This is a genomic window from Actinoplanes teichomyceticus ATCC 31121 (assembly GCF_003711105.1).
GTDB classification, from domain to species: domain Bacteria; phylum Actinomycetota; class Actinomycetes; order Mycobacteriales; family Micromonosporaceae; genus Actinoplanes; species Actinoplanes teichomyceticus.
In genome coordinates this window covers 8,009,694-8,023,058 of the sequence record NZ_CP023865.1, presented here as the reverse complement: position 1 = coordinate 8,023,058, position 13,365 = coordinate 8,009,694, and the positions used below count along the sequence as shown (strand labels likewise).

The 13,365-nt window shown below is 72.8% G+C and carries 8 protein-coding genes, 2 tRNA genes and 1 other RNA gene; 9 read left to right on the top strand and 2 right to left on the bottom strand.

Going from position 1 to position 13,365, the window contains the following annotated elements; translation table 11 throughout:
• Nucleotides 1-19: 19 nt before the first annotated feature.
• Nucleotides 20-733: a purine-nucleoside phosphorylase gene (gene deoD, locus ACTEI_RS35375; RefSeq protein WP_122981608.1), complete on the bottom strand. Its 714-nt coding sequence runs from the start codon at nt 731-733 to the stop codon at nt 20-22.
• Nucleotides 734-848: 115 nt separating this feature from the next.
• On the opposite strand from deoD, the gene ACTEI_RS35370 reads away from it, so the two are divergent.
• From ACTEI_RS35370 to ACTEI_RS35355, 4 genes are all read left to right on the top strand, one after another.
• A tRNA-Ser gene (locus ACTEI_RS35370) sits at nt 849-938 on the top strand.
• A gap of 341 nt (nt 939-1,279) precedes the next feature.
• Nucleotides 1,280-1,489: a hypothetical protein gene (locus tag ACTEI_RS35365; RefSeq protein WP_122981607.1), complete on the top strand. Its 210-nt coding sequence runs from the start codon at nt 1,280-1,282 to the stop codon at nt 1,487-1,489.
• Nucleotides 1,490-1,695: 206 nt separating this feature from the next.
• On the top strand, nt 1,696-2,037 hold the full coding sequence (locus ACTEI_RS35360) for an STAS domain-containing protein (protein WP_122981606.1): 342 nt from the start codon (nt 1,696-1,698) through the stop codon (nt 2,035-2,037).
• A 165-nt stretch (nt 2,038-2,202) separates the two neighbouring features.
• Nucleotides 2,203-6,174, top strand: coding sequence for a hypothetical protein (locus ACTEI_RS35355; RefSeq protein WP_145830771.1), 3,972 nt, complete (start codon nt 2,203-2,205; stop codon nt 6,172-6,174).
• Between the two features lie 257 nt (nt 6,175-6,431).
• On the opposite strand, the gene ACTEI_RS35350 is transcribed toward ACTEI_RS35355, so the two are convergent.
• A tRNA-Ser gene (locus ACTEI_RS35350) sits at nt 6,432-6,519 on the bottom strand.
• Nucleotides 6,520-6,602: 83 nt separating this feature from the next.
• On the opposite strand from ACTEI_RS35350, the gene ffs reads away from it, so the two are divergent.
• The 5 genes from ffs to ACTEI_RS35325 all read left to right on the top strand — a co-directional run bounded on the left by ffs (nt 6,603) and on the right by ACTEI_RS35325 (nt 13,301).
• Nucleotides 6,603-6,698: signal recognition particle sRNA small type (gene ffs / locus ACTEI_RS35345), an RNA gene on the top strand.
• Between the two features lie 90 nt (nt 6,699-6,788).
• Entirely contained in the window at nt 6,789-10,532 is a 3,744-nt protein-coding gene (locus tag ACTEI_RS39535; RefSeq protein ID WP_122981604.1) for a DNA polymerase III subunit gamma and tau, read from the top strand.
• 456 nt (nt 10,533-10,988) lie between these two features.
• Nucleotides 10,989-11,288: a YbaB/EbfC family nucleoid-associated protein gene (locus tag ACTEI_RS35335; protein ID WP_222942269.1), complete on the top strand. Its 300-nt coding sequence runs from the start codon at nt 10,989-10,991 to the stop codon at nt 11,286-11,288.
• Between the two features lie 3 nt (nt 11,289-11,291).
• Complete coding sequence (recR, locus tag ACTEI_RS35330) at nt 11,292-11,885, top strand: recombination mediator RecR (RefSeq protein WP_122981602.1); 594 nt, start codon at nt 11,292-11,294, stop codon at nt 11,883-11,885.
• A 408-nt stretch (nt 11,886-12,293) separates the two neighbouring features.
• Entirely contained in the window at nt 12,294-13,301 is a 1,008-nt protein-coding gene (locus tag ACTEI_RS35325; protein ID WP_122981601.1) for an ABC transporter permease, read from the top strand.
• Nucleotides 13,302-13,365: the final 64 nt, after the last annotated feature.

Here is a 13,365-nt window from a genome sequence, read left to right as displayed (position 1 = left end):
GCGCTTCCGGTGCGGCGCGTCAGGCGCCGGCGGTGATGGTGTTCAGGCCGATCCGGACCATGTTGCTGAAGCCCTGCTCGCGCTGAGCGGCCTCCATCGCCTCGCCGCGCTTGATGTGATCGCTCACGGTCAGGATGGTCAGCGCCTTGGCGCCGTAGCGGGCCGCGATCGTGTAGATGGCGGCGGACTCCATCTCGACCGCCAGCACGCCGTAGAGCGCGAGCGCGTCGTAGAGGTCCGGGCGGTCGGTGTAGAACGCGTCGGCCGCCAGGATCGGCCCGACCCGCATCGGGACGCCCTGCGCCTCGGCGACGTCCACCGCGGTGCGCAGCAGACCGAAGTCGGCCACCGGCGCGTAGTCGATCAGGCCGTCGAACCGGGACCGGTTCATGTTGGAGTCGGTCGCCGAGCCGATCGCGGCCACGACGTCACCCAGGTTCAGGTCCATCGCCAGGGCGCCGCAGGAGCCGATCCGGATGACCGACTTCACGCCGTACTCGTTGATCAGCTCGTGGGTGTAGATGGAGGCCGACGGCATGCCCATGCCGGAGCCCTGCACCGAGACCCGATGCCCCTGCCAGGTGCCGGTGAAGCCGAGCATCCCGCGGACCTGGGTGTAGCAGACCGCGTCCTCCAGGAACGTCTCGGCGATCCACTTCGCCCGCATCGGGTCGCCGGGCAGCAGCACCCGCTCCGCGATCTCTCCGGGCTTGGCGCCGATGTGCACGCTCATACGGTTTCTCCGTCTCATTCGATCTTGCCCCCGATCTTGCCAGGTCAGCCGCGTGGCGGACGGTTATGGGGCACCCGCTGACGGCGCGTCTCAGGCGTCCGGTAACGTACTTCCCGGTGGTGTGTCCGAGTGGCCTAAGGAGCACGCCTCGAAAGCGTGTGAGGGTTTACGCCCTCCGCGGGTTCAAATCCCGCCGCCACCGCCAGTAGAGCCCGATCCTGACGGATCGGGCTCTCTTGTTTTGTGCCGCCGGATCCGTCACTCTGTGTGCCCTGCCGCCGGGTCGCCCGGGCGTACCGGCGATGCCTAGTCCGTTCGGTCGTTCCCCATGATCAGCGGGGATTCGGTAACAGGCGGATGTCGTCGCACGTCACGGCGGTGAACTACGCTGTGTGACGTCGCGCGGACGGCCCAGCGACATGGTGCGTAGCGCAAGCCGCGCAACCCAAATACACCGGATCAGACAATGTGGTTCCGACCGGGCGGCGAGAAACTTTCGCAGAATCGCCCAGGCAGATGCGTCGATGCATGTCCTAGATTTGACACGTGAGAGTTGAGCATCACTGGTGGAATGGCGACGTCCGGCTCCAGCGCCGTGATGTCTACGTCCGCACCGACGGTGTCCTCTGGGAGGTCGAGGCCCAGCTGGGCGGCCCCGAGGGGAAGTCGAAGGTGCAGCAGTGTCCCGGCCGGGCATCCGCGATGATCCTGGCCGACGCGTGGCGCGGTCCACGCTGGCGGTGGCGCGAGCTGTAGAGCGCGCCAGGAGCCCGGGCTGCGCCGTCGGTGCTTGACAGTCTCGGCCAGCCTTCGGAAACGGGCCGGATCCCCACGGATCCGGCCCGTTTCCGTGTCCGGCCGGCCACGGTGTCAAGCCGATACGCAACGCACGTTCAGTCCGATGTGCGCGATTCGCCGCAATCTACCCTCAAATTACATTCACCGGGTAGGAAGCGATCGCCATGCGGGCCATCATCACCGAGCACCGACCCGACGTCGCCGTGCTCCATCTCCGGGGTGAGCTCGACGCCGACTCCGCCGGCGCGCTGCACACCGTGCTCTCCGATCTGCTGAAACGACCGGTGCCCCGGATCGTGGTGGACCTGACCGACCTCAAGTTCTGCGACTCGATCGGGTTGAGCGCGTTCATCACCAGCAAGGAGGTGATCGTGAGCCGGGGCGGCTGGCTCAGCTTCGCCGGGCCGAGGCCGTTCATGGCCCAGCTGCTGGAGACGATCGGGTTGAGCCGATATTTCGCGATCTTCCCGGAGGTCGACGACGCGATAGCGGCCGGTCAGCTGTAGCGACGGAACGGGTTCGTAGTCGCCTCCGAACTGCGGATTCCCGAATAGTGGAATAGTTACCGAGGTGGATATCGACCCTGGCAAGATCGCGTCGATGATTCGTCGACGCGATTCCGGGGGACCTTCGTGAGACGTTGGAGCGCCGCTGTGCTCAGCGGTCTGATCATGGCAGTCGGGTTGCCGGCCGCGGCGTACGCGGAGACCCCCTCCCCGCTGCCGTCGGCGACCACCCGGTCGGAGCCCGCACCCGTCCCGTCCACCGCGCCGCCGGCCGGCTCCACCCCGGCGCGGTCGGCGACGTCGCCCGCGCCGTCCACCACCGCCGCGGCGTCGCCCCCGGCCTCGCCGGCGTCCTCGGCCGCGCCGTCCGGCACGGCGGCACCCCAGGCCTCGCCGGCGCGATCGTCCGGCACGGCGTCGAGCCAGGCCACCGCCACGCCGCAGGCCACCGCCGGCTGCGGCGGGGCGCTGCTCAAGGGCACGCCGGTCACCTGCCCGGAGATCAGCGGCAGCGCGCACCACGTCTACACGATCACCACGACGGTCCCGGACGAACGGCTGTTCACCACGTTCACCTCGACCGAGTCCCGCGCCGACGCGCGCCTGCTCGGGGTGAACTGCTCGTTCAACTCCTGGATCGGCCCCTGCACGGTTCCGGTGCCCGGCACGTACCGGATCGACGTGTCGCTGACCTACGGCGAAGGCACCGCGGCGTACTCGATCGGGATCGAATCGCGCGACGCGCCGTCCTCCTGCACCACCCTCGACCCGGCGACCTTCACGGTGAACGGCGCCCGGCGGCCCGGCTCGCTGCCGGCCGGGGCCGGCGGCGACTGCTACCGCTTCCCGGGCACGGCCGGCATGCGGGTGAAGGTGGAGACCACGACCGCCGCCACGGCCGAGGGCGAGGCGGTCGACCTGCGCGGGACGCTGTGGAGCCCGGCCGGCGAGTCGGTCTGCGCGATCCAGTTCGGCGGCGGCGAGTGCACGCTGACCGAGGACGGCACCCACACGTTCTTCCTCACCGACATGTACGGCACCGCCTCCGACTACACCGTGCGGCTGGTCCGGACCGACCGTCCGATCGGCTGCGGCACGCTCACCCCGGGCGGGTTCGGCCCGCTCGACGCCGGCCAGATCGCCCGGGCCACGCTCGGCTCGTACGAGTACACCTGCTTCACGGTGCACGCGTCGGCGGGCGGGAAGCTGGTGCGCACCGGCGACGGCGGCCAGATCTACTGGGAGCTGGACAACGCCCAGGGCACGGTCTGCGAGGAGTGGGGCGTCGCCCGCCTGGTCTGCGAGCTGCCGGCCGCCGGGGACTACACGCTCTGGCTGCGCAACCGGGAGTGGGTCGTGGAGCCGGTGGTGTTCCAGGCCGTGGTGATCGACGTGGCCGGGACCGCCGGCTGCGACCCGGTCACCGGCACCGCGTGGGACCAGCCGGTCCACACGTACCGGCCGGCCAGCCCGCTGGAGGTGTACTGCCGGCCGTTCCGGGCCGAGCCCGGCGAGCGGGTCGTCGGGTACAGCGCGTCGAGCGGCGCGAGCTGGATCTCCGACGGCACCGGCACGATGATCTGTGCCGACTCCGACGACGGCCAGGACGGCTGTGCGCTGCCCGGCTCCGGGCCGTACCGGGTGATCACCGAGGCCGGTGAGTGGGACGAGGTGCGGGTGCAGATCGGCTCGCTCTCCGCGCCGGCCGGCTGCGCCACGGTCACGCCCGGGTCGTACGGATCGGCCCCGGCCGGCCCGGAGAGCGCCAACCGCTGCCGCTCGCTGGTGGTCCCGGCCGCCGGACGGCACCTGGTGCGCGTGGTGGACGACGCGAACTACGACGAGTTCTCGCAGGTCTACGACGCCGAGGGCCGGAAGGTGTGCCAGTCCGGGGCGCTCTGCGACTTCCCAGCCGCGGGCACGTACACGCTGATCGTGGGCGGCGGGACCGGCTCGGTCCGCGAGGGGTCGTACGCCACCGTGTTCACCACCCCGTCCGGTTCCGGCTGCCTGCCGGTGACCGTCCAGGGGCTGGCCACGGGTGCGGTCCGCGGCTCGTTCGCCACCCCCGGCGAGACCGACTGCCTGCAGCTCGACGGCACGGCCGGCGCCAAGATCGGCGTGCTCCTGCCGCCCCGCGCGAGCGGCGCCGCCCGGCCGGACTGGACGCTGATCGACGCGGCCGGCGAGGACCTGTGCCAGACCAGCCGCTGCGTGCTGACCGGAGCGGCGCCGTACCGGATCCTGCTCACCGCCCCAGAGGACTCGGCGGCGGGCGCCTACGCGCTCGTCGTGCAACGCCTCGACCAGGTCACCGGCTGCGCCACGCTGCCGGCCGGCCGGATCGGCAGCCCGGCCGGGGTGACCGCGGCGTTCTCCGCCGACAGGTTCGCCGCCTGCTGGACGATCCCGGCCGACGAGCACACCGCCACCGAGGTGGTGTCGTTCGCGCCGGTCACCGGGACCGGGTACGCGTCGGTGAGCGTCAAGGACAGCACCGGCGCCGACGTGTGCGGGCCGACGCTGTACACCTCGGCGACGGTCATCCGCTGCGGGTTCGAGGCGGGTGAGGCGTACACGGTCGTGATGACCGCCGCGCCGGCGGACGCCCGGTACCGGCTGGCCCGGCGCGACGCCACCGGCACGAACTGCCAGGCGCCGGTGAACACGGTGCTCGGTGGGGCGGCCTCGACCGGCACGCTCACCGGGCCGGACGACATCCGGTGCTACCGGGTGACCGCCTCGGCGGCCGAGAACCACTGGATCGGGGTGCGCAGCACCGACGCCTTCCCGGCGCGGTACTGGATCACCGACGCGGAGGGGACCGACCGGTGCTCCTCGTACGTCGTCCCGTGCCGGGTCAGCGGATCGACGTCGTACCTGGTGTTCGTCCGGTCGGTGGTGAGCGGCGCGGTGCCGTACTCGGTGGACACCTGGAACCTCGGCACCGCCGACCGGCCGGCCGCGCAGTGCCCGGCGGTCTCCGGGGTGCCCGGATTCCGGCTGAGCGGCACCCTGGACGACACGCACACCGCGGTCTGCGTCGCCGTCCCGGTCACCGGCAGCCGCAGCTCGTTCCGCGCGGTGATCGACAACACCGCCGGCGGGGAGGCGCTGCCCGAGCCGTACTACTTCGCCACCCTCGGCACCGGGACCGGCATCACCCGCTGCTCGTGGGCCAGCGGCGGGCGCGGGTGCACCGTCTCGATGGCGTACCCGGCGCCGAAGACCTCGACCGCGCTGTTCGTGCTCGCGCCGCAGGAGGCGAGCGGGACGTACCCGTACCGGATGGAGGCGATCTGCGACTCCGACCCGTGCGCCGAGCCGCCGTTCGCGGTGACCTCGGATGGGCCGGCCGGCGCGCCGAACAGCGGCCCGGTGAACCTGACGCTGCGCGGTGCGGGTGTCACCGCCGGGGACACGGTGCGGCTCAGCCGGACCGGCTCGGCGGCGATCACCGCGACGGTGCGGGGCGTGTCCGGTGACGTCCTGACCGCCACCGCGGACATCACCGGGGCGGCGCCGGGCGCCTGGGACATCACGGTCACCTCGGGTACCCGGACGGCGGCGCTGGCCGGCGGGCTGACCGTCACGGCGGCCGCGCTGAAACTGACCAGGGCGCCGGGCGTCAGCGGGACGATCCGGGTCGGGTCGACGGTCCGGGCGGTGGTGGGGACGTGGAGCCCGGCGGCGAGCGGGTACACGTACCAGTGGACGGCGAACGGGGCGGCGATCAAGGGGGCGACCGGCGCGGCGTACGTCATCCCCGCCTCGCTCCGCGGCAAGCGGATCGCCGTGACCGTCACCGCCAAGCGTGCCAACCGGCTGAACTCCCCGGCGTCCTCCGCCGCCGGCACGGCCGGCTACGGCCCGGCGCCGAAGGCGACGAAGTCGCCGACGATCAGCGGCACCGTGCGGGCCGGCCGCAAGGTCAAGGTCGCGGTGGGCACCTGGACGCCGAGGCCCGACACCTACCGGTACGAGTGGCGGGTGGACGGCAAGCTCGTCGGCACCGGCTCCGCACTGACGATCAAGAAGGCGTGGAGCGGCAAGAAACTGACCGTCACCGTGGTCGCGAGGAAGGCCGGCTACCACGACGGCCGGAAGACCAGCGCGAGCAGCAGGATCAAGCGGTGAGAGACGGCGAGGGCCGGCCCGATCGGGGCCGGCCCTCGCCTGCACTGTTTTCGTGCCGGAGCATACGAGACGCGACGGGCGCCTCACGCAGCGGCATCCCCGGTGCGGGACCGGCCGGCGCGCTGCCTGCGGGGCAGCGGGAACCTGCTGTGGCGCATCCGTCGCCAGGGGGCATGAGCAGATGGTCGTACTGGGGCGGAGATGCACGAAAGGCCGGACCCTCGGGTCCGGCCTGCTCGCGTCTGCCCTGGTAGGGCTGGCGGAGGATACGAGATTCGAACTCGTGAGGGTGTTAACCCAACACGCTTTCCAAGCGTGCGCCCTAGGCCTCTAGGCGAATCCTCCGTGCGCCAGAATACATAGCGCCGTGTCCGGCTACCGCGCGGGGAGGGGTCCTGCACGCCCGCGCGGTCGCCGGGTACGCTGTGGGCAGCCCCTCGTGCGGCGTCATCCTGTGAACCTCCCCAGGGCCGGAAGGCAGCAAGGATAAGCGGGCTCTGGCGGGTGCACGAGGGGTCCTTCGTTTTCCCCCCGGGCTCGCACGGTCGGGGCATGTCGTTTGTTCTTGTCACACCCTCGACGGAGAATGGCGCGGTCGTCAGGAGGTGGCAGGAGTGGCTCTCGCCCTCTACCGCAAGTACCGGCCGCGCACGTTCGCGGAGGTCATCGGTCAGGAACACGTGACCGAGCCGCTGTCGCAGGCGCTGCGCAGCGGCCGGCTCAACCACGCCTATCTCTTCTCCGGGCCACGTGGCTGCGGCAAGACGTCCAGCGCCCGCATCCTGGCCCGCTCGCTCAACTGTGAGCAGGGCCCCACCCCGGAGCCGTGCGGGGTCTGCGGCTCCTGCAGGTCGCTGGCCAACGACGGCGCCGGGTCGATCGACGTGATCGAGATCGACGCGGCCAGCCACGGTGGCGTGGACGATGCCCGGGAGCTGCGGGAGAAGGCGTTCTTCGCGCCCGCCAACAGCCGCTACAAGATCTACGTGATCGACGAGGCGCACATGGTCTCGTCGGCCGGCTTCAACGCGCTGCTCAAGCTCGTCGAGGAGCCGCCGGAGTACGTGAAGTTCATCTTCGCCACCACCGAGCCGGACAAGGTGCTGGGCACCATCCGCTCGCGGACCCACCACTACCCGTTCCGGCTGATTCCGCCCGCCGTCCTCCGGCCGTACCTTCAGCAGCTCACCGAGGCCGAGGGCATCCACGTCGACCCGGCGGTGTTCCCGCTGGTGGTGCGGGCCGGCGGCGGCAGCGCCCGGGACACCCTGTCGGTGCTCGACCAGCTGATCGCCGGGGCCGGACCGGAGGGCGTCAGCTACGCCCGCGCGGTCGCCCTCCTCGGCGTCACCGACGTCACCCTGATCGACGAGATGTGCGACGCCCTGGCCGCCGGTGACGGCGCCGCCGCCTACACGACCATCGACCGGGTCGCCGAGGCCGGCCACGACCCCCGCCGCTTCGCGTCCGACCTGCTGGAACGCCTCCGCGACCTGATCGTGCTCCAGCAGGTGCCGGACGCGGTCGCCAAGGGCCTGATCGACGGCCCGGCCGATCAGCTCGAAGCGATGCACGCGCAGGCGGCGCGGCTCGGCCCGGCCACCCTCTCGCGCAGCGCCGACATCGTGCACAACGGGCTCGTCGAGATGCGCGGCACCACGGCGCCGCGTCTGCTCCTCGAGCTGATCACGGCTCGGATGCTGCTGCCCGGCGCGGACGACTCGACCGGCGCGCTGCTGCAGCGGCTGGAGCGGTTGGAGAAGCGCGGTCCGCTGGGGGCTGCTGACGTACCGGAATCGCCGGCCGCCCCGGCCGCGCCGGTGCCGGCCGCCCCCGCCGGGTCCGGTGGTCTCGCCGCCGCCCGCGCGGCCGCTGCGGCGGCCGGTCGCCGGGCGGCCGGGGCGCCGGTCCGGCCGGTCTCCCCGGCTCCCGGAACGCCCGCCGAGCCCTCGCCGGCCGACGCCGCAGCCGGCGTGCCGGCCGGGTCCGACTCCGGTGCGGTTCCGGTCGCGCAGGCTCCATCGGCCGAACCAGCTACCGCGCCGGCCGGGTCCGGCCCAGCTACGACTCCGGGTTCGGCTGCCGCGCCGGGTTCGGCTGCCGCGTCGGGTTCGGCTGCCGCGCCGGGTTCGGTGACCGTGTCGGGTTCGGCTGCTGCGCCGGGTTCGGTGGCCGCGCCCGCCGGTTCGCCGGCCGCTTTCCCGGTGACGGCGCATCCGGCCGGACCGGCCGACGTGTCCGCGCCCGCCCCGGTCCCGCCGGGCGGGGTTTCCGTGGCGGCTCCCGCGCCCGCGCAGGGCCGGGAGGAGGACGGGAACCGGGTCGCTGACGGCGCTCACCACGCGACCGCGCCGGAGCCGGAGTACTACGACGACGAGCCGCCCTGGGACGAGGAGCCGCCGGAGGACCTGGAGCCGCCCGCCTCGCCTCGCGCGCAGGTGAACGAGCGGCTGGAGAAGGTCCGCGGCGCCTGGCAGGCCCTCGGCCGTCAGCAGCAGCGCGTCCGGGCGATGCAGGACGCGGGAATCGGCGTCCGCGAGGTCGACGGCGACACCGTGGTCTTCGCCGCGCCCACCCCGCCCATCGCCGATCGCTTCCTGCGTTGGACCAACGCCATCGCCACCGAGTTCGGCCGCGTCCTCGGTGGGCGCTGGCAGATCCGCTGCGAGGTCGGCGAGGTCACCCCGCCGACCGGCGCCGCCACCCGCGAACCGGGCCAGCCGGCCGGCCGTAACAACGGGTCCGGCCGCGACCGTTCCGCCGGCCGGCGCGCTGCCGCCGGTGCCCCCGGTGTGAGCGCCCCGCCGGTCTCCACCGCGATCCCACCGGCCGCCCCGGAGCGGAACACCGGCCGGACCGAGTCCCGGCCGTCCCGCCCGCAGCGGGCCCCGGCCGCCGACGCCGACGACGACTGGCCGGGACCGCCCCGATCCGCCGCGACGACCCCATCCGTTCGTGAGGCCGCCGCGGCCCGCCCGGACCACGGCATCCCGGCCGTCGCCGACGACCGCGCCGCCGCGGGCCGTCCCGGCATCGCCGAGCCGGTGGGCGCCGCCCACGACGGTCCGGCGCCCGACGGCTTCGGCGCCGCCGCCCGATCGGGGTACGGCGACATCGCCGGCCGACCGGAACGGACCGGCTCGGGTGCGCCCGCCCGGCCGGTGAGTGCCGGTGGTGGTGACACCGACCGGACGGAGCGGACCGGCTCGGGTGCGCCCGCCCGGCCGGTGAGTGCCGGTGGTGGTGACACCGACCGGACGGAGCGGACCGGCTCGGGTGCGCCCGCCCGGCCGGTGAGTGCCGGTGGTGATGACACCGACTGGCCGGAGCCGGTGCGTCCGGGCACGGCCGGCCGGAAGCCGGCGGCCTCGGTGACCGACGACGACGGCTGGCCCGAGCCGGTCAAGCCGGGCAGCCGTGCCCCCGGCCCGGTGCCGGAACGGCCGGCGGCCACATCCGCCGGTGCGCCGTCGTCGCCCCCGGTTCCCGCCACCGCGAACCCGGCGTCCGGCTCGGCGGCGTACCCGCCCGGCGCCGGGCACGCCGCCGATGGCGGTGTGCCCACCGGTCAGCAAGCCGCTGGTGACGGCGGTGCGGCCGGTCACCGAGCCCCCGGTCACGGTGTGCCCGTCGGTCAGCAGGCCGTTGGTAGCGGTGGTGCGGCGGCTCGACCGGTCTCCGGCGCGGCGGGAAAGCCGTCGTCCGGCCCCGGGGACCCGGAGGTCCGGCCCGCGACTGACACCGCCGCGCCGGTCACCTCCGCCGCCGCGGCGAGCCCCGGATTCGGTGCCGCCCCGGCCCCCGTGGACGGCTCCCCGTCCGGAGGCTCCGGTGCGGCGGGCGCGGCTGTCTCACCGATCGCGGCCGCCCGGTCGGCGGCGGCGGTGGCCGCCTCGTCCCCGGCGGCGGCGGCGGTGGCCGCCTCGTCCCCGGCGGCTCCCGGCCGTACCGGGGCCGTGGGTTCCGCCCAGGCGACGCCGGCCGTTCCGGCCCGCTCGGCCGCGCTGGAGGCGGCCCGGGCAGCTGCCGCGCGCGGCGGCAACGCCGCGCCTGGCAGCGGTCTGGCCGCCGCCCGGGCCGCGGCCGCCAATGCCCGCAACGCGGCCGCGAACCGTGCGACGGCCACCCCGGCCGCCGGCGGCGCCGCCTGGTCCGACGGCACCCCGATCGGCGAGGCGCCGTACGACCCGGAGTACGACGGCCCCCCGCCCAGCGGAGCCGGCTACGAGGGTTTCGACCCGGGCGACGAGCCGCTGGACGAGGTGATCGACGAGAAGACGGCCCGCCAGAGCAGTGAGGAGCAGGCCCTGCAGCTTCTCCGGGACGCGTTCGGCGCGGAGAAGATCGGCGAGCTCTAGAACGGCGCCGCCATGCGCCGGGACGTTCCGGGGCGCCGCGGCCATGCGCCGGGACGTCCCAGGGCGCCGCGGCCATGCGCCGGGACGTCCCAGGGCGCCGCGGCCATGCGCCGGGACGTCCCGGGGCGGCGCCGCCGTGCGCCGGGTCCGGGGCGTTACGGGATACGGCGGGCCGTGGGCCGTCACGGATCCCGGTGGGAGAACACCGCGCCCGTCCGGTGCGGGAGGAAGCCGTGCGGCCCGGTGGCGGCCCGGCCCCAGGTGTGCGGATCGGCGCGCCGGGGAAGGTGAGGCGCGGCGTGGTGGTGGGCTGCCCGGCTCCGGGCGGCCCGGCGGCTACGCTGACGGCGGTTGTTTCGGACGCTGTCAGGTCATTGACGGCGGTTGTCCGCGGATCGCGCGGACGAACGTGACTAGTTGAGGAGCGGTGCCATGCGCCCCGGTGCACAGCCGAACATGCAGCAGATCATGAAGCAGGCGCAGAAGATGCAGCAGCAGGTCGCCAAGGCGCAGGCCGAGCTGGCTGAGGCCGAGCTGACCGGCACCGCCGGCGGCGGCCTGGTGACCGTGACGGTGACCGGGCTGGGCGAGTTCAAGGCCGTGAAGATCGACCCGAAGGCGGTGGACGCCGACGACGTCGAGACGCTCGAGGACCTGGTGCTCGCGGCGATCCACAATGCCGCCGAGGCGCAGCGTGAGCTGGCCGAGGAGAAGATGGGACCGGCGACCGGCGGCCTGTCCCTGCCGGGGTTCTGATCCGTGTACGAAGGTGCCATCCAGGACCTGATCGATGAGCTGGGCCGGCTGCCGGGCGTGGGCCCGAAGTCGGCTCAGCGCATCGCGTTCCACGTGCTTTCCGCCGACCCGGCCGATGTCAACCGGCTGGCCACCGCGCTGCGTAAGGTGAAGGAACTGGTCCGCTTCTGCACCACCTGTTTCAACGTGGCCGAGTCCGATCAGTGCCGCGTCTGCCGCGACCCGCGCCGTACCAACGAGGTCCTGTGCGTGGTCGAGGAACCCAAGGACGTCGTCGCGATCGAGCGGACCGGGGAGTTCCGGGGTCGGTACCACGTGCTGGGTGGGGCGATCAATCCGCTGGAGGGGGTCGGGCCGGACAACCTGAAGATCCGGGAGCTGTTGCTGCGGCTGGGCACCGGTGAGGTGCGGGAGCTGATCCTGGCGACCGATCCGAACACCGAGGGCGAGGCGACCGCCACCTATCTGGCGTTGCTGGTGAAGCCGATGGGGATCGCGGTGACCCGGTTGGCGAGCGGCCTGCCGGTCGGCGGTGACCTGGAGTATGCGGACGAGATCACGCTGGGTAGAGCGTTCGAGGGCCGGCGAGCCATCTGAAATTTACAAGCGGTAACTCGGGCGTAACGTCGTGCAAGTTGTTTGGCCCGGATTGGCTACTTGCGAGCCCCTTACGCGGTACCTTCCGTTTGTTCGGCGTCTAGGTCACGGTGACATCACGAGGGAGACACGGAAGCATCCGCGTGCGGTCGGTGAGCTTGACCCGAGCACCGCACTAGGTGAATGTTCCTCTCGACGGCGGCCACACCCGCCGTCGGGTGCTCTCGTGGCCCCGGCCGGATCCCGGCCGGCGCGACGGGGGCCGGCACTCGAGGCATGCGATAACCGATCGGTTAACCGCCGGCACCGGGGGCCATCGTCTCCGGTCGTGGGAGCTTCCGTTTCATCACACGCCGGTGGCCGTGGGCTCCTGCGCCGACCGGTGGCCGGGAGAGGACCGGCGAACATATGTCGCTTGGCCCAGAAGCGTCGATCTCCGACGAGACGTCGGAGCCGACAGCCGACGCGGCTGAGGTGCGAGGCCCCGCCGAGAAGGCGATCGCGGGCCGGTCGCTGAAGCAGATCGCGTGGCGCCGCCTCAAGCGCGACAAGGTCGCGATGGGCGGTGGGTTCGTCGTTCTTTTCCTGATCGCCGTGGCGATCCTGGCGCCGGTGCTGACCAAGCTGTTCGGCCATCCGATCGGTGAGTTCCACCAGGATCAGATCGACGCCACCTTCGGCACCCCGAAGGGACCCTGGGGCGGGATCAGCTCCGAGTTCATCTTCGGCGTCGAGCCGACCAGCGGCCGCGACGTGTTCAGCCGGATCGTGTACGGCGCGCAGACCTCGCTGACGGTCGCGTTCCTCTCGGCGGTCTTCTCCACCTTCCTCGGCGTGCTCTTCGGCACCGCGGCCGGCTTCTTCGGTGGCTGGGTCGACTCGGTGATCAGCCGGGTGATGGACTTCCTGCTCGCCTTCCCGCAGCTGCTCTTCTCGATCGCCCTGGTCTCGGTGCTGCCGGACTCGATGTTCGGGATGGACAGCCGCTGGTCGCGGATCTTCATGCTGGTCGGCATCATCGGCTTCTTCGGCTGGCCGTACATCGGCCGGATCGTCCGGGGGCAGACGCTGTCGCTGCGCGAGCGGGAGTTCGTCGAGGCGGCGCGCAGCCTGGGCGCCCGGTCCCAGCGGATCCTGTTCCGCGAGCTGCTGCCGAACCTGGCCGCGCCGATCCTGGTCTACACCACCCTGATCATCCCGACGAACATCCTCACCGAGGCCGCGCTCAGCTTCCTCGGCGTGGGCATCCCACCGCCCAACCCGTCCTGGGGCGGCATGTTGTCGGACGCCGTGAGCGTCTACTCCATCGATCCGATGTACATGATCATTCCGGGCGCGACGATCTTCATCACGGTGCTGGCCTTCAACCTCTTCGGCGACGGCCTGCGTGACGCGCTCGACCCGAAGGCCCGCTGACTCGGCGGTAGCTGAACATCGCATGTTTCGCGGACCACTCGGTTCCGCTCTTCGAGGAGGTAGG